This is a genomic window from Bradyrhizobium sp. Pa8, from assembly GCF_052588265.1.
In genome coordinates this window covers 5,387,222-5,406,328 of record NZ_CP176767.1, presented here as the reverse complement: position 1 = coordinate 5,406,328, position 19,107 = coordinate 5,387,222, and the positions used below count along the sequence as shown (strand labels likewise).

Sequence of the window (19,107 nt, the reverse complement as noted above, 5' to 3'; positions counted from 1 at the left end):
GCGACATCGGTGCCGCCCCTTACCCTCCGCTGGAGGGGGAGGGTCGGCTCGCGGCGCGCCAGCGCGGCGAGACGGGGTGGAGTGGGGTGATCTCTCCCCACGGGCACTGTTGGGTGGGGAGAGACCGTCACCCCACCCCGCTGCGCATTTCGCTTTGCTCCATGCGTAGCGACCCTCCCCTGGAGGGTAGGGCTATCGCATATGAGCAAGGACAGTGAGGAGGAAGTCGTTGTTCCACCTCGCCTGAAGCATTTTATGGCTCGTTCGTGCCGGACCCGGCGTGGCTTGCAGGGCATTGATGGCCAGCTTGCGGATGACGGCAAGATTTTCGGGGGCGTGGTCCCTGCGGCTGCGGCAGGCATCCTCGTCGAACAGGACGTCAAGGACCCAGTGCAGGTTGTTCTCGATGCTCCAGTGGGCGCGGACGGCCTCCAGCAGCTTCTTGGCCGGCAGCAGGCGTGAGGCCAGAAAGTATCGAGCTGTGTGCTTGGCCGTCTTGCCCGTGCTGGAGCGCCAACTGTCGATGCGGCCGACGGCAGCGATCGCGGGGAAGGCGTATTGCTTTGCCAAATCCGGTGCCGGCGCGACGACGGCTTGCCGACGTTCGATGCGGCCGTGAGCCGACGCCTTGGGCTGGGACGCGCGTGCTGGCTTCCGAGCAGTGTCCAGCAGCGCCTTGGCGGCCTTGAAGAGCCGACCACGATTGCTCTTGATCGCCAATACATAATGCCCGTTGCGGTCGCGAATGGCCTGGGCAATGTCGGGGCGGCAATGCAGGGCGTCAGCTGTGACAAGAGCGCCATCCAGATCAAGCAAAGCCAGGACTTCGAGAACCCCGGCAACCTCGTTGCGATTGGGAGCCTTCCTCTGAGCCAACGCCATGCGTGTGCCTGCCGCCCAGACATTGACCATATGCAGCGGCGTGGCCTGCCGGCCCCGCGCGAAGGCGCCGCGTAACGCCTTGCCATCGATACTGACCACGCCCTTGACGCCGAAGCTCTTGCTGAACTTGCGCAAAACCGCCTCCAGCCCTTTAGGGTCCAGAGCGCGGAAGACGTTACTGAACGTATCGTGGCTGGGAATGCCGTATCTGAGCTGCAAGAATTGACGCAACAACTCCTCTCGACCTTTGCCGAAGAACTCGAACTCCGTGCAATTCTTGGCGCCGGCCAGTGTTGCCGCCAGGGCAATGACGATGATCTCCACCAGATCGTGTCGAACGTTGCTGGCGCGAGGATCCTTGAGCGGTCGAAGCAGGCGCTTGAGCTGGCGCATTCTGGTCTCCCTCGGGAAGCGAGAGAGACCCAAAGAATCCAGTTCCAACCGCTTGGCAACAGCCCTCCGCAGCCATATGCGATTCCCCTACCTGGAGGGGGAGGGTAAGGGCCAGCCGCGCAAGCGGAGAGAGTGAAAGTCTTCGACGCTTACCCGAACGTCTGCCGCAGCCGCCGCGCCAGATCGAACAACATCTGGTTCTGCTTCACCAGCCGTTTGCCGTGGCTTAGCGAGGACATCGCCATCGCCGCGAGTTTTCCCCGCGCGGTCAGGGGCACGAAGCTGTCGAAAATGTCGTCGTCGTCCTTGCAGAACATGCGCTTGTAATCGTCCGAGCCGATGCCGAGATCGAGCGAGCGGTAGCCGCGTTCGGCGTAGTGGTCGATGATGTAGCGCATCAGGATCAGCCCGGGGCTGTAGCGGGCGTGCTCGGACATCGTGTAGGTGTTGAACATCATCGAGAAGCGCTGGCCGTCGGCGACGCCGGCGAAGATCGCGATCACCTCGTCGTCGCACTCGAGCGCATGGATGTCGATGACGCGGCCTTCGCGGCGCGCCGACAGGCACGCGCTGCGGATGAATGCTTCGACGCCGGGCTCGGCAAAGACGTTGGGCAGTTTCTGTTCGGCCATCCGCGCCGGCTTGACGCGGAAGAACCAGTCGAGCAGGCGGGAGACGTCCGCATCCGTGGTGGCGAGGTGATAGCGATAGCCGGCAAGCGCCTGGAGCTTCTTTTCCTTGCTCTTGAGCCGGCGGCGGAAGGAGTTGCTGATCCGCGATGCGGGCGGCCCGCCCGGCTCCATCGCCAGGAGAGGGCAGCCGTTGATCGCACTCTGCCGCGGCAGCTGCGCGAACGGGTTGTGCTGGTCGTACCAGCGCAGCGGCTGCTGCGTCAGCGCGAGCACGTCGGCATGCTCGCGCAGCGTCGCAAGCAGCGCGTCGAGATCGGCGATGGCGACCTGGGCTGCGAACTCGGCGTTCCAAAGGCCCATGTTGAAGGTCGTGTGCTTGCCGCCCATGAAGCAGGCCGTGCGCACGCCATGGCTTTGCCGCAGTGAGAGCGGCAGCAGCAGGAGCGGCCGGCGCTCGGCGTCGCGGGCAATGACGATGAAGGGACTGGCGCCTTCGTGGCTGCCGACCAGCCGCTGCCATGGGCTGAGCAGGTCGAAACGCTGGTAGGGCGTGAAGAGGTGGCCGATCTCCTCGAGCGCGCGCCAGACCGTCTCGGCCTCGGCCAGATCGGTGACGATATCGACATGCGCGATACGGCTCGCTTTCGACCGCGCTGGCGATTCTGCCGTCCGGCTTTGCATCGCCGCAGCCATTGTCATTCACGAAACCTGTCGAGAAACGAAAAATTTGCGTATTTCGGCCTGTGGTCGACCTTTGCAAAGAAATGTCAACAAAGGGTAATGACAATCAGGCGAACGCGGAGGTGGGATATTGGCATCCGACGACAGATGGCTGGAGCGGTTGCGGCTTGAACTGGTCTGGTTCACCGGTCAGGCCGTGCTGCGCAGCCGCGGCGCCGGCGCGATCCTGCGCTTTCAGCACGTGCGGCCGCGGCGGCGCGGCGCGTTTCAGCCGCTGCGTGAAAGCGAGATCAGTCCGCAATTCCTCGATCGCGCCATTGGTGCGCTGAAGCGGTGGGGATATGACTTCCTCGGCATGGACGATGTCTGCCGCCGCGCGGTGACGCTGCTGGAGAAGCGGCGCTTCGTGGCGCTCACCTTCGACGGCGCCAACAAGGACCTGATCAGCTTCGCCTATCCGGTGCTGGCGCGCCACGCCGTGCCGTTCACGATCTACGTGCCCACCGCGTTTCCCGATGGAGTCGGAGAGACCTGGTGGCTCGGGCTCGAGCGGATGATCGCGCGCGAGAGCCGCATCAACCTGATGATGGGCGAGAAAGAGCAGCGTTTCACCGTCACGGGCAACGCCGAGAAGCAGGCGCTGTTTTCGCATCTCGAGAGCTGGCTGCGCTCGTTGCCGCCGGCGGATTTGTCGGCTGCGATCGCCGATCTCTGCACGCGCTACCGGGTCGACCTCGCCGCGCTCTCGCGCGAAGCGTCGATGGATTGGGAGGATCTGGCAAGGCTTGCGGCGGATCCGCTGGTCACGGTCGGCAGCGCGACGGTGAACTATCCCGTTCTCGCCAACATGAAGGACGCCGCCGCGTTGCGCGAGATGACGATGGGCAAGGCGGTCGCGGAAGCGGCCTTCGACCGCGAGATCAGGCATCTGGCCTTTCCGTTCGGCGATCGCTCGTCTTTCCGGCGCAGCCATGTCGTCATGGCGGAGGAGGCCGGCTTTGCCAGCGCCGTCTCGACCATCCCGGGCATCGTGGATGCGGAGGGGCGCACCAATCTGCGCGCACTGCCGCGGATTTCCTGGGACGGCCGGATACAATCGCTGCGCATGCTGCGTGTGCTGGTGTCCGGTGTTGCCTTCGCGCCGGTGAAACCGACCGCCAGCGTTACGAATTAAGATTTGACGCGATCCGGCCGCTGCATCCAGCTCACGATCGGCATCGCCGGCAGCACCCAGCCCATGCCGACCACCACGTAGTAGATTGCCTGCCGCCAGCCGGACTCGGCGATCCATGGCATCTGCGCCAGCGCCATGCCGAGCAGGGCCCAGACGGTGGCCAGCACCAGGAGCAGGATGGCGCCGAGGAACTTGCGGGTGCGGATCGTCATGGCGGAATGCTGCGGCCTTCGCGTAACTTGCGCTGCGGGAGCGGGGGACTATAAGGGGCACGCAGTCCGGTTCAAGTCTCTTTGCAACAAGGCTTGGTTTTGCCCCTGAAATGACGACGATTTTCGCTCCGACCAATCCGCATCGCGCCGTGCGCTGGTGGCTGATTTCCGTGGCCGCCCTCATCGCGCTGATGGTGCTGGTCGGCGGCGCGACGCGGCTGACGGAATCCGGCCTGTCGATCGTCGAATGGAAGCCGGTCACGGGCAGCGTGCCGCCGCTGTCGGAGGCGCAGTGGACCGAGGCGTTCGAGGCCTACAAGAAAATTCCGCAATATCGCGAGCTCAATGCGGGCATGAGCCTGTCCGAGTTCAAAGAGATTTTCTGGTGGGAATGGAGCCACCGCTTTCTCGGCCGCTTCATCGGCGTTGCCTATCTCTTGCCGTTCCTGTTCTTCCTGTGGCGCGGCGGCCTGTCGGGTGAGTTGAAACGGCGGTTGTGGCTGCTGTTCGCGCTTGGCGGACTCCAGGGCGCCGTCGGCTGGTGGATGGTGGCCTCGGGCCTCACCGAACGTGTCGAGGTCTCGCAATATCGATTGGCGACGCATCTGGTGCTCGCGCTCCTGATCTTCGCCGGCATCGTCTGGACGGTGCGGCGGCTCGCCGAGCGTCCGCAGATCATTGCGCCCGCGCGGCTGAAATTCACGAGCGTGCTGCTGCTCATCGTGACCTTCGTCCAGATCTATTTCGGCGCGCTGGTCGCGGGTCTGCGCGCCGGGCGTGCCTACAACACCTGGCCGCAGATCGACGGCGCGTTCATTCCCGCAGGCGGCCGGCTCTGGTTCGAGACGCCGTGGTGGCGCAATATGTTCGACAACGTGCTGACGGTGCAGTTCGAGCACCGTATGACGGCCTATGCGCTGTTCGTGCTGGCGGCGCTGCATGCGCTCGATGCGGTGCGCTCGCGCACGGCGGCCGGCGGTGCGCTCTGCCTGTTCGCCGCGGTCAGCCTGCAGGCTGTGCTCGGGATCCTCACGCTGCTCAACCAGGTGCCGATCGATCTCGCGCTTTCGCACCAAGCGGTTGCGATCGTGGTGCTCACGCTTGCGGTGATGCAGGTGGAGCGGCTGGCCTCGCGACAATCTGCACACGCGCAGCCGCGCGCGGTTCCGGTCGGTCAGGCCGGCTGATCAGGTCAGCAATAGCCGTAGACGCCGCAGGCGTAGGGCAGGCGCCAGAAATAGCCGACCTGCGGTCCGCCGTAGTATGGACCTTGATAATCGTAATCCCAGGGGCGTCCGTAATAGCCCGGCAACGTGTTGGAGCCGGGCAGCAGCGGCGTGCCCGGCAGGTTGCGGATGTAGCTGCCGATGCCATAGGCCGGCGAGATCAGCGCATCCGGATCGGTCTCGACATAGACCTGTGGCGGCTCCTGCGGCGGCACGGCAGCCCGCCGTCTCGCTGTGGCCGGCAGATCGGCGGCAACGGCAGCTGAGACCGTCAGCATGGCCGCAAGGGCAGGCACCATCCAGCGCAGCATCGTCGGCTCCGAATCAAAGGGGCGATCCAAGGACGATGTATGCGGCAGATATGGTTAATGACTGTTAACTGAGGCCCGTTCCGGGGCGCGCTTTCGTGTGCCCCGGAACGATTTGGAAAACTACACGCTCAGCGCCTGCTCCAGGTCCGCGATCAGATCTTCCTTGTCCTCGATGCCGATCGAGAGCCTGACCACGTCGGGGCCGGCGCCGGACTTCACCTTGGCGGCGTCGTCGAGTTGGCTGTGCGTGGTCGAGGCCGGGTGGATGACCAGCGAGCGGGTGTCGCCGACATTGGCGAGGTGCGAGAACAGCTGCAGCTTCGACACCAGGCTGACGCCGGCGTCATAGCCGCCCTTCAGGCTGAAGGTGAACACGGCGCCTGCACCCTTCGGCGCGTATTTCCTTGCAAGCTGGTTGTACTTGTCGCTTGCCAAGCCCGCATAGCTCACCGAGGCCACCGCCGGATGCCCGGCGAGGAATTCGGCGACGGCCTTGGCGTTGTCGCAGTGCTTCTGCATGCGCAGCGGCAGCGTCTCGATGCCGGTCAGAATCATGAAGGCGTTGAACGGCGACAGCGCCGGTCCGAGGTCGCGCAGGCCCAGCACGCGGCAGGCGATTGCGAAAGCGAAGTTGCCAAAGGTCTCCTGGAGGCGAATGCCGTGATATTCGGGCCGCGGCTCCGACAGCATCGGATATTTGCCGCCCGTGGACCAGTCGAACGTGCCGGCATCGACGATGATGCCGCCGAGCGAATTGCCGTGGCCGCCCAAGAATTTCGTCAGCGAGTGCACGACGATGTCGGCGCCATGATCGATCGGGCGGATCAGGTAGGGCGAGGCCAGCGTGTTGTCGACGATCAGCGGCACGCCCGCCTTGCGCGCCACCGTCGAGATCGCCTCGATGTCGGTGATGCTGCCGCCGGGATTGGCGATCGATTCGATGAAGATGGCTTTCGTGCGCGGTGTCACCGCGCGCTCGAAGCTGGCGATGTCATCGGAATCCGCCCACACCACGTTCCAGCCAAAGCTCTTGAACGCATGCGAGAACTGGTTGATCGAGCCGCCATAAAGCTTGCGCGCGGCGATGAACTCGTCTCCGGGCTGGAGCAATTGCTGCAACACCACGACCTGTGCGGCGTGGCCCGAGGCGACCGCAAGCGCGGCGGTGCCCCCTTCGAGTGCGGCAACGCGTTCTTCCAGCACCGCGTTGGTGGGGTTGCCGATGCGGGTATAGATGTTGCCGAATGCCTGCAGGCCGAACAGCGAGGCGGCGTGGTCGGCGTCGTTGAAGACGAAAGAGGTGGTTTGATAAATCGGGGTCGCGCGCGCACCGGTGGTGGGATCGGGTTGTGCACCGGCATGCACGGCGAGGGTTGAAAATCCCGGAAGGCGATCGCTCATTGAGGGCGTCCTGTTCTTGTGATCTGAAATCGCGCGGCATGCTGATCGGCGACGCGCCCGCCGTCAAGGCGCCGCGTCACATCGGAACGATCGTGCTACGCGTTGTCGCGTGAGCGAAATGAATCCTTCGCGATTCCGTCAGCTTTGTTCGCTCTTGTTTTTGGCGGCGCGATCCGATGCCGCGGTGTCGCCGCCGCCGACACTCATCCGATTGAGGGATAGCCGCATGCCTTGCGTCGGCGCCGGCGGCCGTTTGGAGCTCAGCGTGCGAGAATTGACGCCCATCCAGGAAATCTCGGACGACAAGCGGCCATACTCGATCTTGGGGCAGCGGTTCATCACGACCTTGATCCCGGCCGCCTCGGCCTTCGCCGCGGCTGCGTCGTCGCGCGCGCCGAGCTGCATCCAGATCACCTTCGGCAGCGGATCCAGCGTGAGCGCTTCTTCGACCACCGGCATGATGTGGCTGGAGTTGCGAAAGATGTCGATCATGTCGACAGGGCGTCCGATGTCGGAGAGCGAGGCGACAAACGGCTTTCCGAGCAGATCCTTACCGACATGGCCGGGATTGACCGGGATCATGTCATAGCCGCGCTGCGCCAGATATTTGAACGCAAAATAGCTCGGCCGCACATTGACCGGCGAGGCGCCGACCATCGCGATCGACTTCACGCTGTTGAGGATGCCGCGGATGTAATTGTCGGGATAGGCGTCGTGGTTCATTGGCTCATCTTTTTGCTTTCATTGCGAGGAGCGAAGCGACGAAGCAATCCAGACTGCCTCGGTGGAAAGATTCTGGATTGCTTCGCTTCGCTCGCAATGACGAATTCTATTCATCCCGCCATGTCGGCGTGCGCTTCTCGATGAAGGCGCCGATGCCTTCCTCGGCGTCGCGCGCCATCATGTTCTCGGTCATCACCTCTGCCGCATAGCGATAGGCGTCCGCAAGGCTCATCTCGGCCTGGCGGTAGAACGCCTCTTTGCCGAGCTTGACGGTGTAGGCCGACTTCAGCGCGACCTGTTCGGCGAGGGCAATTGCGGCGTCGCGCTCAGTGCCGGCCGCGACCACGCGATTGATGAGCCCGATCTCGCGGGCGCGCGTGGCCGGGACCGGCTCGCCGGTCAGCAGCATTTCCATCGCCTGCTTGCGCGGCACGTTCCGCGACAACGCCACCATCGGCGTGGAGCAGAACAGCCCGATATCGACGCCCGGCGTGGCGAAGCTCGCCGCTTCCGAGGCGATCGCGAGGTCGCAGCTTGCCACGAGCTGGCAGCCGGCCGCGGTCGCGATGCCCTGGACGGCAGCGACGACGGGCTTCGGCAGGTGCACGACCGCCTGCATCATCGCGCTGCAGGCGGTCATCATCTCCGCAAAGAAGGCGCGGCCGCGATCCGGGTCAGTGCGGCGCGCGGTGAGCTCCTTCATGTCGTGGCCGGCGGAGAAGGCGGGGCCGTTGGCAGCGATCACGACGCCGCGGATCGCCTTGTCGTCGCGGATCTCGTTGAGCTCGGCATGCAGGCTTGCGATCATCGCCTGCGACAGGCTGTTGCGCGCGGCCGGGCGGTTCAGCGTCAGGACCGCGATGGGGCCTATGGTCTCGCGCAGCAGGATCGACGGTTGGGGGGAGGGGGCGCGGGCGGCCTGGGCGGGCATCGGAGCGTTTCCGGTTGGATTCTTGCAATTGGATGACGCAGATAACTTAATGTAACAGGGGACGTGAAGCGAGGGTGAGGCGAAGCATGGCGTTAGCGAAAATGAGCGTGGCGGAGGTCGAGCAGTTTCTCCGTGACGAGTTTCCCCAGGCCTTCAGTGGCGATGACATCACGATCGAGAGCGCCGACGGCCAGACCTGCCTTTTGCGCCAGCGCTACAGCGAAAGGATGCTGCGGCCGGGCGGAACCGTGTCCGGCCCGACGCTGATGGCACTCGCCGATTTCGCGATGTACGTGGTGCTGCTGTCCGCGATCGGGCCGATCGGGCTCGCGGTCACCACCAATCTCAACATCAACTTCCTGCGCAAGGGCCAGCCCGGCCAGGACGTGCTGGCGGAGGCGCGGCTGCTCAAGCTCGGCAAGCGCCTGGCGGTCGGCGAGGTGAAGCTGCTGTCCGGCACGTCGCCCGATCCGATCGCCCATGTCACCTCGACCTATTCCATTCCAAATGTTTGAGCTTTTTGCAGGTAATATAGCACCATAATTTTAAGATATTGATTTTGCTATTGTAATTCATGTTCTGGGGCATTGACCGTTGCACGTCTCTTCTCTAGAAAACCGCCAGTCCGACGCGGTGTTCGCGTCGATGTCTCCCCCGTCCACGGAAACTCCGATATGAAAACCTTTTCGGCAAAGCCGGCTGAGGTGACGAAGAAGTGGGTACTGATCGACGCCAAGGGTCTGGTCGTCGGCCGTCTCGCCACCATCGTCGCCATGCGCCTGCGCGGCAAGCACCTCCCGACCTACACCCCGCACGTTGATTGCGGCGACAACGTCATCATCATCAACGCGCAGCATGCGGTCCTCACCGGTCGCAAGCGCGAGCAGAAGACCTACTACAAGCACACCGGTTACGTCGGCCACGTCAAGGAGCGCACCGCGCGCCAGATCCTCGAGGGCAAGCATCCCGAGCGCGTGCTCGAGAAGGCCGTCGAGCGCATGATCCCGCGTGGTCCGCTCGGTCGCGTCCAGATGGGCAACCTCCGCGTCTATGGCGGCGCCGATCATCCGCACGAGGCCCAGACGCCCGAGAAGATCGACATCGCCAAGTTGAACCGCAAGAACACGAGGGCCGCATAACATGGCCGAATCCATCCAGTCGCTCGACCAGCTCTCGCAGCTCAAGACCGCGACGGCGCCCGACGCGCCCAAGCACGAGAAGAAGGTCGACAAGTTCAATCGCGCCTACGCCACCGGCAAGCGCAAGGACGCGGTCGCCCGCGTCTGGATCAAGCCGGGCGCCGGCAAGGTCACGGTCAATTCGCGCGAGGTCGAGGTCTATTTCGCCCGTCCCGTGCTGCGCATGATGATCGAGCAGCCGTTCTCGGTGGCCGCGCGTTCCGGCCAGTACGACGTGATCTGCACGGTTGCCGGCGGTGGTCTGTCCGGCCAGGCCGGTGCCGTCCGTCACGGCATCTCCAAGGCGCTCACCTATTTCGAGCCGGAGCTGCGCACCGTGCTCAAGAAGGGCGGCTTCCTGACCCGCGACTCCCGCGTGGTGGAGCGCAAGAAGTACGGCAAGGCCAAGGCCCGCCGGTCCTTCCAGTTCTCGAAGCGTTAATAGCTTCGGTCACATTCGCCGCGAAAGCGGCTTCAATGAGATGCAAAAGGGCGCTGATTTCAGCGCCCTTTTTGTTGTTCGTTTGTATGCAAATTGATGACGTGTTTCCCGAAAACTTGGCCCCGCATGAAAACCTGAATGGAACTCGCAGGACATAGCGTCGCATCTGGAAGGGCGCGCAAGTCGGCTGGGCCGATCGCGTAACTTGCTATGTCTAGAAGGGGGCCGACATGATGTCGCTCGATAGCATCACGCTCTATTTGGTCGCCACCATGGTTGCCGCACTGCTCGGCGCCATGATGGTGTTTTTCGGCAAGCAGGAGAACAGCCCCGCGCTGAAATGGTGGGGCACCGCGTATCTCCTCGGCGCAGCGTCCGTCGCGCTATGGACCGCGGCCGACGACAAGCTCGGCCCGCATCTTTACCTTGCGCTGAACGCAGTCGGCTTCGTCGCCTGCGGCATGGTGTGGAATGCGGCGCGCGTCTTCCACGGCCGCAAGCCGAATTGGCCGGGTCTCCTTGTCGGCGCGCTGGCCTGGGCCGCCGCCGTGACGCTGCTTGATCCCGCCGCGTCCATGCTGCGCATGATCGTCGGCGCCGGCATCGTCTCGGTCTATGCGGCACTGACGGCGAGCGAGCTCTGGGTCGAGCGGCGCAAGAGCCTGCAACGGCGCTGGCCGGCCTTCGTGGTGCCGGTGATGCACGGCTGCGTGCTGATGCTGCCGATCGTGCTCGGCAGCTTCCTGCGTCCGAACGATGCCGGCTTCTCCGGCAGCATCTGGGTTACGGTGTTTGCGGTCGAGCTCATTCTCTATGCCGTCGGCACCGTGTTCGTGATCTTCATGCTGGTATCGGAGCGCACGGTGACTGCGCACCGGACCGCCGCGTCCACCGATCCCCTGACCGGCATGCTCAACCGCCGCGGCTTCTCGGAAGCCTGCGGGCGCGTGATCGAGCGTGAAGCCAGGGCAGGCCGTCCCGTGACCGTGATGATCTTCGACATCGACCATTTCAAGTCGATCAACGATCGCTTCGGCCATCCCGCCGGCGACGAGATGCTAAAACTGTTCTCGACCGTCGTCGTCAGCAACCTGCGCATGACCGACATGTCGGGCCGCATCGGCGGCGAGGAGTTCGCGGCGCTGCTGCCGTGTTCGCTGGAGGAGGGTGTGCTGGTTGCCGAGCGCGTGCGCGAGGCGTTCGAGACCTCCGGCGTCGTGGTCGATGAGGGCCCGGTCGACACCACCGTCAGCATCGGCGTCGCCGGCGGTCCGGCCGGCACCGAGCTGGAGGTGCTGCTGGCCTCGGCCGACACCGCACTCTACCAGGCCAAGCGCAGCGGTCGTAACCGGGTCGAGGCGGCGGAGGAGCTGCCGCTGTCGCTGGAGAACTGGCGCCGCCAGAGTGCTGCGCGGGTTAGTGCGCCGCAGGCGCGTCCGGCCACCGCCTGAAGCCAAGAGGCGCCTCAAGAGGCGCCTTCGGTAATCCGCTGTTTACCATTCGATCCCTACCATTGTGGTTATGGAATCGATCCGTCGACAGAACCCGCAGGCTGCCCTGATGTCGCTCGAAGCCGCTGCGGCCTCGGCACGCGGCGGCTTCGCCTGCGTATTCTCCACCGCGGATGAATACGAGCGCGCGCTGATCACCGAGCGCCGCGCCCAGGGGCGCTACACGCAAAGCCGTAGCTACTGGCCGCTCGCGCTGTTCATCGGTTGCGCGCTCATCGTGGCAGGCACCGCTCTGCTGTTCGCCTGAGAGCACGCATTTTTGACCGGTCAGGGCGCCGATTCGGTGCCTTTTTCTTCGCTGCGGTCTACGGTAGACACACCCATCAGACAAACAGGGTGGAAACCGATGATCACCGAGATCGCGCAAATCGACGTCAAGCCGGGCAGCGAGAAGGACTTTGAGGCGGCCGTCGCCAAGGCCAAGGCTGCCTTCGGCGGCTCGAAGGGCTTTCACGGCTTCGAGCTACACAAATCGATCGAGAAGCCGCAGCGCTACCGGCTGATGGTGAAGTGGGCGACGCTGGAGAACCACACCGTCGATTTCCGCGGTTCGGAGAATTTCACCGAATGGCGCGGCCTCGTCGGTCAGTATTTTGCTTCGCCCCCGGATGTCGAGCACACCGAGACCGTGCTGACGACCTGAGCTGTTTCACGACGCCTTACGCCGCCTCGGTGCCTGAGCATGATCTTTTCGGAAAACCGCTGCGCGCTTTTCCGGATCATGCTGCCAGAGGCGGCGCCTCATACGTCTTGAAATGGTCGATCATGACCTTGGCGATGGCGACCAGTGGCAGCGCCAGCGCCAGGCCCCAGATGCCGAATACGACGCCGAGCAGGATCTGGAACGCGAACAGCGTGGCCGGCGGGATGTCGAGCGCCTGCCGCTGCAGGATCGGCGTCAGCACATAGCTCTCCATCGCGTGCACGCCCATGAAGAGGAGGAAGGCCGACAGCGCCGGAATCCAGCCCGAGGCGAGGCTCGCGAGCACCACGACGACGCCGGCAATGATGGCGCCCACGGTCGGAATGAAGGCGAGCAGGCCCGCCTGAATCCCCAGGATGAACGAGCCGGGAATGCCGATGATGGCAAGCCCGATCCAGGTCACGATGCCAACCGCAATCATCACGACGATCTGCGCGATCAGCCAGCGTTCCAGCGTCTCGCTGATGCGGTCGATGATCAGGGTGACGCGGGTGCGATGCCTCGCCGGCGCCAGGAACAACAGGCCGTCGTGATAGACCCCGGGCTGGGCGGCGAAGGACAGCCCCAGGAACAGCACGATGAAGATGTTTCCCACACCGTGGATGGTACCGAGCAGCAGCTTGAAGGTCTGGCTCACGATCGCGCCACCGCTGGAGGCCAGCGCGCCGGCGCCGGGCAAGGAACCGCGCGGGGGTGCTGCTGGCGAGGGTGTCGAGTCCGATGGCGGATTGGCCGAAGTGTCAGACCCAGCGTTGCCGAGATCGAAGAAGCTGGTGTCGGTCCCGTGGTTGTCCAGGAAGGTCTTCACGTTGCCGATCTGCGACTTGATGGTCTTGCTCAGCAGCGAGGCCTGCTCGGCGATGGTGGCGCCGCCGAGATAGGCGACGCCCGCGAGCAGCATCGCAAGCACGACGCAGACGATCGCGAGCCGGACCGGATGCGGCAGGTGCACGCGGCGGCCGAGTGCGTTGGTCAGCGCGTTGAGGGCGACGCCGAGCAGCATGCCGGTGAAGATCAGCAGCAGCGTGGTCGCAAAATACCAGGTGAAGACCAGCATCGCCGTGAACAGCACGACACCGATGCCGCCGACCGAAATTGCCCAAGCCAGATCGGTGCGGGTTGTGTGGCGTTGGTCTGCGAGGATGGTCACATCATGTCCTTTTCGGCGGCTGCGGGCGCGGCACTCTTTCGACAAACGCGCTTTCGATCAAGACCGCGTCAACGCGCTGGTTTGACGCTGTCGCGCGAACGGTGCAGAGCGACGAGGACAAAACAGGTGGGGGGCGCTTGAGTTTCATCAGCAAGTGGGCCGGTCTGCTCGGGCTTCTGGCCGTGATCGTGATCGGCGACCAGATCCGGATCAACCGGCCCGGTCACAAATACCGCCTCACGGTCGAGGTGACGACGCCTGACGGGATCAAGACGGGGTCCGGCGTTCTCGCTGTCGTGCCCGACCGCAACTATAACCGTGGCGGCCGCACCACGATGCGCGGGGAGGCTGTGTTCGTCGATCTCGGCCAAGACGGCGGCAAAGCCAAGAACCTGGTGGCATTGCTGGCGCATCAGCAGGGCGGCAAGCTCGACCTCGACGACATCAACTATGTCGCGCTCCGTGCCTATGGCGCCGCGCGCGGCAACCGCGTCTCGTTCAACGATATCAGCCGGCAGGCCGGCATGGTCCCGGTGCAGGGGGAACTGATCCCCGTGCTCGTGAGCTTTGGCGATCCCAAAGACCCCCAGACCGCGCGCCTTGTCGCCCGCGACCATGCGGATACGGTCTTGGGCGACGGCTACGCCATCCGTGCCCTCACCGCCGAGGTGGTACCCAATGGGTTTTGGCCGATCGATTTCGGCGGGGTGCTCGGGGAGCCCGTGACGCGCGGAATCGACGTGAACCTGCCCTGGCTGGCCACGCCGGGCGACGTGGCGACAACCGCGCTGAAGGCCGCCGGCCTGCCCGTCGTGGGGACAACCGAGGCCCGGGAGGCATTTGCGCGAAAATAGCATTGCCGTCCCGCGATCCCTTCTGTTGAATTTGTTCCATCCCAAGGGCATGTTTGGAGAATCTTCTTACGCGGGAGGTCGGAACGGGAGATGAGAAAGCCGGTCGTCGGCGTGATCGGGAACGCCCATCGCGTCGAAAATCGATTTCAGGTCCAGATGGTCGGCGAGCGCAATTTGCGCGCTGTGGCCGAGGTCTCGGGCGGCTTGCCGATGATGTTTGCGGGAGCCCCCGACATCACCGATATCGGCGCGCTGCTCGATGTGGTCGACGGGATCGTGCTCACCGGCGCCCGCGCCAACGTCCATCCGACCCGCTTCAATGTCGATCCGTGTGAGCGGCACGAGCCCTACGACATCCACCGCGACGAGGTGGCACTGGCGCTGTCGGTCGCCTGCGTGTCCCGCGGCATTCCGCTGTTCGGCATCTGCCGGGGCCTGCAGGAGATGAACGTCGCCTTCGGCGGCTCGCTGCATCCGGAGATCCGCGAAATCCCCGGCCGCATGAACCACCGCATGCCCAGGCTCGAGAACGGCGAGATTCATCCCGACCCGACCGTGGTGTTCGCCGACCGTCACGACGTCGACCTCACGCCCGGAGGCGCCTTCGCGCAGCTGCTCGGCTGCGAGAAGATTAGGGTCAATTCGCTGCACGGCCAGGGCATTCTCGACCCCGGCAAGCGCGTGCTGATCGAGGGCATCGCCGAGGACGGCACCATCGAGGCGATCCGCATCGCGGAGGCCCCGACCTTCGCGCTCGGCGTGCAATGGCACGCCGAATACGACCCGCAGCGCAATCCCATCAATCGCAAGCTGTTCGAGGCGTTCGGCGAGGCGATGGTCGTGCGGCAGCGTGCGACAGCGTAACAAGGGGCTCGCTCGCGGCTCTCCACTGAACGACGTCTTGGTCTTGCAGCTTACGCCGTCCGCTCCATCCGCCGCGCGCGATAGGCCTGCGGCGACATCAAGGTGAGCTTGCGGAAGGCCTTGCGAAAGCTGCTCTCGTCCTCATAGCCGGCCGTGCGTGCGATGGTCTTGATCGGCTGCGCGGTCGTCTCCAGCAGCGTGCGCGCGTGCTCGACGCGGCGGCGCATGATGAAGGCCTGCGGCGGCTCGCGCGTGAGCTCCTGGAACTTCCGGTTCAGCGTGCGCTCGCTGAGGCCGAGCGCATCGGCGAGGCGCTTGACCGTCATCGGGCTCTTGCCGGTGCGGCGAACCAGCAGGTCGGCCCTGGTCAGCAGCGGGTCCTGCGACAGCAAATAGCCGACGGGCATGAAGATCGACTGGGTGCGTTGCGCGGTGTCGATGACGACGTAGTCCGCGCAGAGCTTTGCGATCGCCTTGCCGTCGACCATCTCGATCAGCCTGAGCAGGAGGTCGACCCACGACATCGGTCCGGCCGCGCAGACGATGCGGTCCGCGACGGTGATGACGGCGTCGGCAGCGAGGTCGATGGTAGGGTGGCGCTGCCGCAACTCGCCTTGCAGCCACCAGGTGATGGTGGCGCGGCGGTGGTCGAGCAGGCCGCTGCCTGCAAGCAGGAACACGCCGCTGCAGAACGCGCCGATCAGCCGGCCGCTCGCATGCTGCTGCCGAAGCCAGGCGCCGGCGCGGGCATATTGCGGTTGCAGGCGTTCCGCCGTGACGTGGTCGACGAGGTTGCCGGGGACGAGGATCGCATCAATGCGGCCGCGTTTGCCGACCGCGCCATCGACCGCGACCATCTGGCCGCCGCCGGCGCGCACCGGCTTGCCGTCGAGCGAAAGCACCTCCCAGGCGAAGCGCGTTTTCGCACCGCTCTGCTGCATCACGTGATTGGCGAGCGACAGGATGTCGGCGATCCCGGCGATCGCCGAATGCATGCAGCCTTCCAGCGCGAGAATTGCGAGCTTCATGAGACCTCCAGGACAGGCGCGGCGATCCTAGCCGATCGGCGCGGGGCTGCGTGGCGGAAATTGCCCGATCTCTGTCTCATCCGCCACTGCCTTGCCCGCGCCGTCAGGTCCAGTCTCGTGCCGTCGTCACACGACAATGATTGGAGAGCGACATGCCTTACGTCACCATTTCCACCGTCCGCGGCATCCTGGATGCCGCGCAAAAGAAGACCCTGCTCGAACGCGTCACCGATCTCCTGGTCGAGGTCGAAGGGCAGGGCAATCCCGATTTCCGCCGCAACGTCTGGGTCAGGATCGAGGAGCAGGAGCCGGCGCACTGGTCGCTGGGCGGCATGCAGCCGACGCCTGAGATCATCGCCGGCATGTTCGGCACGATCGGCGCGGATGGCGTGCGGGTCCCACGGCCGTAGCAGCGCAGCGTGCGCGGGCGGACCAGCCAAAGGGCATGGTTCGCCACCGCCCTGTGCTCAACCGATCTGCTGGGCGATTTTCCATTGCATCGCACAATCACGGCCATGGCCGGCACGCAGCCGCATTGAGGTTCGCAAGACGCGCACCATATGTTCTGCAAGGGAGCCCTGCCGTGCAGACCATGAAGGCGGCCCTCGTTGCGGCGATTGGCGTCGTGGCTTTGATCTGCTGCCTCCTTCCCAGCTCAGCGGAGGAGAACGGCCGTCTTGCATTGATCGTTTCGATCGACGGAGCCATTGGCCCTGCGTCGGCCGGCTACGTGAAGGAGGCTTTGGCCAAGGCAAGCGAACGGCGCGCCGAGGTGGTGCTTCTGAGACTGAACACGCCCGGCGGCCTCAATTCCAGCATGCGCGAGATCATCGCGGATGTGCTGGCCTCGCCGATCCCTGTGGTTGGTTACGTCGCGCCCTCCGGCGCCCACGCGGCGAGCGCGGGGACCTATATCCTTTATGCGACCCACATCGCGGTGATGGCGCCGGGCACCAATATTGGCGCCGCGACGCCGGTGCAGATCGGCGGGCCGCTGCCGGGTCTTCCGAGCGGACCAGCGGACAAGGGCGGCAAGGACAAGAAGGACGGCGACCAGCAGAGCGAGCCCAAGGATCAGCCCAAGGATGCGATGACGGCCAAGGCGACCAATGATGCGGTTGCCTTCATCCGCAGCCTTGCGGAGCTGCGCAACCGCAATGCGGACTGGGGAGAGAAGGCGGTCCGTGAGGCCGCCACACTCTCTGCCAACGCCGCGCTACAGGCTCATGCCATCGATCTCGTCGCGCGCGATCAGGCTGAATTGCTGAGGCAGATCGATGGTCGCGTGGTCGAGGTCGCAGGCGGCAAGACGCAACGCCTGGTGACGAAGGATGCGGTCGTCGAAGCCATCGATCCCGGACCGATATCCCGCTTCCTGGCGGTGATCACCGATCCGAACGTGGCGTTCATTCTGCTGATGGTCGGCATCTACGGCTTGATCTTCGAATTCATGTCTCCCGGTGCCGTCGCCCCCGGAGTCGTCGGCGCGATCTGCCTGCTGATCGGCCTCTATGCGCTCAATCTGCTGCCGATCAATTATGCCGGCCTCGCCCTGATGCTGGTTGGACTCGTGCTTCTCACCATCGAAGCCTTCAACCCGACCGTGGTGATCGGGCTCGGAGGGATCATCGCTTTCGTGCTGGGAGCGCTGATGCTTTTCAGGGGCGAGGCGCCGGGCTACCACCTGTCGTGGTGGGTGATCGGCATCACCGCGGCAGTGTTCGTCGGCTTTGCGCTCGTCGTGCTCGGTTCGCTTCGGCGCGTCGGCAGGGCCCCTGCACTGGTCGGCGCGCAGGCCATGCGAGGCTTGCCCGCCGAGGTTCTCGACTGGAATGGGAACGAAGGTCATGTCTTCGCCCATGGTGAGCGCTGGCAGGCGCGCGGCGCCGAAACGTTCAAGCCCGGAGAGACGGCCGAAGTCGCCAACGTCGTCGACCTGACGCTGCTGATACGGCGCGCACCAACAGGCGAGGGAGGTACATCATGATGCTGGAATATCTGACCTATGCGGCGCTCGCGTTGCTTGTCATCATGTTCCTGTCCCAGGCTATTCGAATCCTGCGCGAATACGAGCGTGGCGTCATCTTCACGCTCGGCCGCTTTACCGGCGTGAAGGGCCCGGGCCTCATCATCCTCATTCCGATCGTGCAGCAACTCGTGAAGGTGGATCTGCGGGTGATGGTGCAGGTCGTGCCGCCGCAGGATGTGATTTCGCGGGACAACGTCTCCGTCAAGGTCAACGCCGTTCTGTACTTCCGCATCGTCGACCCCGAACGGGCCATCATCAAGGTCGGCGATTACATGGCCGCCACCAGCCAGCTGGCCCAGACCACGTTGCGCTCGGTGCTCGGCAAGCACGAGCTCGACGAGATGCTTGCCGAGCGCGACAGGTTGAACGCGGACATCCAGGAGATTCTCGACAAGCAAACCGACGTCTGGGGCATCAAGGTCACCGGCATCGAGATCAAGGACGTCGATCTCAATGAAACCATGGTGCGCGCGATTGCCAAGCAGGCCGAGGCGGAGCGGTTGCGGCGGGCCAAGGTGATCAATGCGATGGGCGAGCAGCAGGCTGCCGAAAAGCTCGTCGAAGCCGGCCGGATTCTCGCGCAGGAGCCTCAGGCGATGCAGCTACGTTACTTCGCGGCCCTGCACGACATCGCGGGCGAGCGGTCCTCGACCGTCGTCTTTCCGCTGCCGATGGGCCTGCTCGACCATTTTTTGCCGCGTCGTGACAACCCGTAGCCATAAGCGGCAGATGACCCATCTTCGGCCCAAATGGAGGTGTCGAATGTCGATCCCTACTTAAAC

The 19,107-nt window shown here is 64.5% G+C and carries 22 protein-coding genes; 13 read left to right on the top strand and 9 right to left on the bottom strand.

The window, feature by feature from the left end; all coding sequences use genetic code 11:
• Window positions 1-192 precede the first annotated feature (192 nt).
• Both ACKWRH_RS25190 and ACKWRH_RS25185 read right to left on the bottom strand, forming a co-directional pair.
• Window positions 193-1,275, bottom strand: a complete 1,083-nt coding sequence (locus ACKWRH_RS25190; RefSeq protein ID WP_445215716.1) for an ISAs1 family transposase — start codon at window positions 1,273-1,275, stop codon at window positions 193-195.
• Window positions 1,276-1,424: 149 nt separating this feature from the next.
• On the bottom strand, window positions 1,425-2,606 hold the full coding sequence (locus ACKWRH_RS25185) for a GNAT family N-acetyltransferase (RefSeq protein ID WP_445215715.1): 1,182 nt from the start codon (window positions 2,604-2,606) through the stop codon (window positions 1,425-1,427).
• 112 nt (window positions 2,607-2,718) lie between these two features.
• On the opposite strand from ACKWRH_RS25185, the gene ACKWRH_RS25180 reads away from it, so the two are divergent.
• Window positions 2,719-3,762, top strand: coding sequence for a polysaccharide deacetylase family protein (locus ACKWRH_RS25180; protein WP_445215714.1), 1,044 nt, complete (start codon window positions 2,719-2,721; stop codon window positions 3,760-3,762).
• On the opposite strand, the gene ACKWRH_RS25175 is transcribed toward ACKWRH_RS25180, so the two are convergent.
• Window positions 3,759-3,974: a DUF2842 domain-containing protein gene (locus ACKWRH_RS25175; protein ID WP_014494810.1), complete on the bottom strand. Its 216-nt coding sequence runs from the start codon at window positions 3,972-3,974 to the stop codon at window positions 3,759-3,761. The two genes, ACKWRH_RS25180 and ACKWRH_RS25175, sit on opposite strands and share 4 nt — an antisense overlap.
• 110 nt (window positions 3,975-4,084) lie before the next feature.
• On the opposite strand from ACKWRH_RS25175, the gene ACKWRH_RS25170 reads away from it, so the two are divergent.
• A complete protein-coding gene (locus tag ACKWRH_RS25170) occupies window positions 4,085-5,161 on the top strand; it encodes a COX15/CtaA family protein (protein WP_445215713.1) in 1,077 nt (358 codons plus the stop codon).
• Between the two features lie 5 nt (window positions 5,162-5,166).
• On the opposite strand, the gene ACKWRH_RS25165 is transcribed toward ACKWRH_RS25170, so the two are convergent.
• The 4 genes from ACKWRH_RS25165 to ACKWRH_RS25150 form a co-directional block, all read right to left on the bottom strand.
• The gene (locus tag ACKWRH_RS25165) at window positions 5,167-5,511 is read right to left on the bottom strand and encodes a hypothetical protein (protein ID WP_445215712.1); all 345 of its coding nucleotides are present in this window, start codon (window positions 5,509-5,511) and stop codon (window positions 5,167-5,169) included.
• Window positions 5,512-5,631: 120 nt separating this feature from the next.
• Window positions 5,632-6,912, bottom strand: coding sequence for an O-acetylhomoserine aminocarboxypropyltransferase (locus tag ACKWRH_RS25160; protein WP_445215711.1), 1,281 nt, complete (start codon window positions 6,910-6,912; stop codon window positions 5,632-5,634).
• Between the two features lie 138 nt (window positions 6,913-7,050).
• Window positions 7,051-7,635 (bottom strand): CoA-binding protein, encoded by a 585-nt coding sequence (locus ACKWRH_RS25155; RefSeq protein WP_028149016.1) that lies wholly within the window; start codon window positions 7,633-7,635, stop codon window positions 7,051-7,053.
• Between the two features lie 106 nt (window positions 7,636-7,741).
• A complete protein-coding gene (locus ACKWRH_RS25150; RefSeq protein WP_445215710.1) occupies window positions 7,742-8,566 on the bottom strand; it encodes an enoyl-CoA hydratase in 825 nt (274 codons plus the stop codon).
• A gap of 86 nt (window positions 8,567-8,652) precedes the next feature.
• Here ACKWRH_RS25150 and ACKWRH_RS25145 point away from each other — a divergent pair, with 86 nt between their 5' ends.
• The 6 genes from ACKWRH_RS25145 (at window position 8,653) to ACKWRH_RS25120 (ending at window position 12,340) form a co-directional block, all read left to right on the top strand.
• Window positions 8,653-9,081: a PaaI family thioesterase gene (locus tag ACKWRH_RS25145; protein ID WP_039147848.1), complete on the top strand. Its 429-nt coding sequence runs from the start codon at window positions 8,653-8,655 to the stop codon at window positions 9,079-9,081.
• A 159-nt stretch (window positions 9,082-9,240) separates the two neighbouring features.
• Complete coding sequence (gene rplM, locus ACKWRH_RS25140) at window positions 9,241-9,705, top strand: 50S ribosomal protein L13 (protein ID WP_008137961.1); 465 nt, start codon at window positions 9,241-9,243, stop codon at window positions 9,703-9,705.
• Between the two features lies 1 nt (window position 9,706).
• Window positions 9,707-10,186: a 30S ribosomal protein S9 gene (rpsI, locus tag ACKWRH_RS25135; RefSeq protein WP_445215709.1), complete on the top strand. Its 480-nt coding sequence runs from the start codon at window positions 9,707-9,709 to the stop codon at window positions 10,184-10,186.
• Window positions 10,187-10,416: 230 nt separating this feature from the next.
• Window positions 10,417-11,637 carry a diguanylate cyclase gene (locus ACKWRH_RS25130; protein WP_445215708.1) on the top strand — a complete coding sequence of 407 codons (1,221 nt, stop codon included), beginning with the start codon at window positions 10,417-10,419 and terminating at the stop codon, window positions 11,635-11,637.
• Window positions 11,638-11,707: 70 nt separating this feature from the next.
• Window positions 11,708-11,944, top strand: a complete 237-nt coding sequence (locus tag ACKWRH_RS25125; RefSeq protein ID WP_014494818.1) for a hypothetical protein — start codon at window positions 11,708-11,710, stop codon at window positions 11,942-11,944.
• A gap of 99 nt (window positions 11,945-12,043) precedes the next feature.
• The gene (locus ACKWRH_RS25120) at window positions 12,044-12,340 is read left to right on the top strand and encodes an antibiotic biosynthesis monooxygenase family protein (RefSeq protein WP_445215707.1); all 297 of its coding nucleotides are present in this window, start codon (window positions 12,044-12,046) and stop codon (window positions 12,338-12,340) included.
• A 76-nt stretch (window positions 12,341-12,416) separates the two neighbouring features.
• Here the strand turns inward: ACKWRH_RS25120 and ACKWRH_RS25115 are convergent, their stop codons facing one another.
• Window positions 12,417-13,550: an AI-2E family transporter gene (locus ACKWRH_RS25115; RefSeq protein ID WP_445215706.1), complete on the bottom strand. Its 1,134-nt coding sequence runs from the start codon at window positions 13,548-13,550 to the stop codon at window positions 12,417-12,419.
• 101 nt (window positions 13,551-13,651) lie between these two features.
• Here ACKWRH_RS25115 and ACKWRH_RS25110 point away from each other — a divergent pair, with 101 nt between their 5' ends.
• Both ACKWRH_RS25110 and ACKWRH_RS25105 read left to right on the top strand, forming a co-directional pair.
• Window positions 13,652-14,404: a hypothetical protein gene (locus ACKWRH_RS25110; RefSeq protein WP_445215705.1), complete on the top strand. Its 753-nt coding sequence runs from the start codon at window positions 13,652-13,654 to the stop codon at window positions 14,402-14,404.
• 90 nt (window positions 14,405-14,494) lie between these two features.
• The gene (locus ACKWRH_RS25105) at window positions 14,495-15,268 is read left to right on the top strand and encodes a gamma-glutamyl-gamma-aminobutyrate hydrolase family protein (RefSeq protein WP_028155911.1); all 774 of its coding nucleotides are present in this window, start codon (window positions 14,495-14,497) and stop codon (window positions 15,266-15,268) included.
• A 50-nt stretch (window positions 15,269-15,318) separates the two neighbouring features.
• Here ACKWRH_RS25105 and ACKWRH_RS25100 read toward each other — a convergent pair whose 3' ends face one another.
• Window positions 15,319-16,296, bottom strand: coding sequence for a GlxA family transcriptional regulator (locus ACKWRH_RS25100; RefSeq protein ID WP_445215704.1), 978 nt, complete (start codon window positions 16,294-16,296; stop codon window positions 15,319-15,321).
• A gap of 152 nt (window positions 16,297-16,448) precedes the next feature.
• Between ACKWRH_RS25100 and ACKWRH_RS25095 the strand changes: the two genes are divergently transcribed.
• From ACKWRH_RS25095 to ACKWRH_RS25085, 3 genes are all read left to right on the top strand, one after another.
• On the top strand, window positions 16,449-16,706 hold the full coding sequence (locus tag ACKWRH_RS25095) for a tautomerase family protein (protein WP_212483336.1): 258 nt from the start codon (window positions 16,449-16,451) through the stop codon (window positions 16,704-16,706).
• Window positions 16,707-16,879: 173 nt separating this feature from the next.
• Window positions 16,880-18,283, top strand: coding sequence for an NfeD family protein (locus ACKWRH_RS25090; protein ID WP_445215703.1), 1,404 nt, complete (start codon window positions 16,880-16,882; stop codon window positions 18,281-18,283).
• On the top strand, window positions 18,280-19,041 hold the full coding sequence (locus ACKWRH_RS25085) for a slipin family protein (protein WP_445215702.1): 762 nt from the start codon (window positions 18,280-18,282) through the stop codon (window positions 19,039-19,041). Before ACKWRH_RS25090 ends, ACKWRH_RS25085 begins: the two co-directional genes overlap by 4 nt.
• Window positions 19,042-19,107: the final 66 nt, after the last annotated feature.

What these genes read in the sequence shown, in the direction of transcription:
- ACKWRH_RS25190 (WP_445215716.1), bottom strand. Translation starts at nt 1,275, where the DNA reads ATGCGCCAGCTCAAGCGCCTGCTTCGACCGCTCAAGGATCCTCGCGCC.
- ACKWRH_RS25185 (WP_445215715.1), bottom strand. Translation starts at nt 2,606, where the DNA reads ATGACAATGGCTGCGGCGATGCAAAGCCGGACGGCAGAATCGCCAGCG.
- ACKWRH_RS25175 (WP_014494810.1), bottom strand. Translation starts at nt 3,974, where the DNA reads ATGACGATCCGCACCCGCAAGTTCCTCGGCGCCATCCTGCTCCTGGTG.
- ACKWRH_RS25170 (WP_445215713.1), top strand. Translation starts at nt 4,085, where the DNA reads ATGACGACGATTTTCGCTCCGACCAATCCGCATCGCGCCGTGCGCTGG.
- ACKWRH_RS25165 (WP_445215712.1), bottom strand. Translation starts at nt 5,511, where the DNA reads ATGCTGCGCTGGATGGTGCCTGCCCTTGCGGCCATGCTGACGGTCTCA.
- ACKWRH_RS25160 (WP_445215711.1), bottom strand. Translation starts at nt 6,912, where the DNA reads ATGAGCGATCGCCTTCCGGGATTTTCAACCCTCGCCGTGCATGCCGGT.
- ACKWRH_RS25155 (WP_028149016.1), bottom strand. Translation starts at nt 7,635, where the DNA reads ATGAACCACGACGCCTATCCCGACAATTACATCCGCGGCATCCTCAAC.
- ACKWRH_RS25150 (WP_445215710.1), bottom strand. Translation starts at nt 8,566, where the DNA reads ATGCCCGCCCAGGCCGCCCGCGCCCCCTCCCCCCAACCGTCGATCCTG.
- ACKWRH_RS25145 (WP_039147848.1), top strand. Translation starts at nt 8,653, where the DNA reads ATGGCGTTAGCGAAAATGAGCGTGGCGGAGGTCGAGCAGTTTCTCCGT.
- rplM (WP_008137961.1), top strand. Translation starts at nt 9,241, where the DNA reads ATGAAAACCTTTTCGGCAAAGCCGGCTGAGGTGACGAAGAAGTGGGTA.
- rpsI (WP_445215709.1), top strand. Translation starts at nt 9,707, where the DNA reads ATGGCCGAATCCATCCAGTCGCTCGACCAGCTCTCGCAGCTCAAGACC.
- ACKWRH_RS25130 (WP_445215708.1), top strand. Translation starts at nt 10,417, where the DNA reads ATGATGTCGCTCGATAGCATCACGCTCTATTTGGTCGCCACCATGGTT.
- ACKWRH_RS25125 (WP_014494818.1), top strand. Translation starts at nt 11,708, where the DNA reads ATGGAATCGATCCGTCGACAGAACCCGCAGGCTGCCCTGATGTCGCTC.
- ACKWRH_RS25120 (WP_445215707.1), top strand. Translation starts at nt 12,044, where the DNA reads ATGATCACCGAGATCGCGCAAATCGACGTCAAGCCGGGCAGCGAGAAG.
- ACKWRH_RS25105 (WP_028155911.1), top strand. Translation starts at nt 14,495, where the DNA reads ATGAGAAAGCCGGTCGTCGGCGTGATCGGGAACGCCCATCGCGTCGAA.
- ACKWRH_RS25100 (WP_445215704.1), bottom strand. Translation starts at nt 16,296, where the DNA reads ATGAAGCTCGCAATTCTCGCGCTGGAAGGCTGCATGCATTCGGCGATC.
- ACKWRH_RS25095 (WP_212483336.1), top strand. Translation starts at nt 16,449, where the DNA reads ATGCCTTACGTCACCATTTCCACCGTCCGCGGCATCCTGGATGCCGCG.
- ACKWRH_RS25085 (WP_445215702.1), top strand. Translation starts at nt 18,280, where the DNA reads ATGATGCTGGAATATCTGACCTATGCGGCGCTCGCGTTGCTTGTCATC.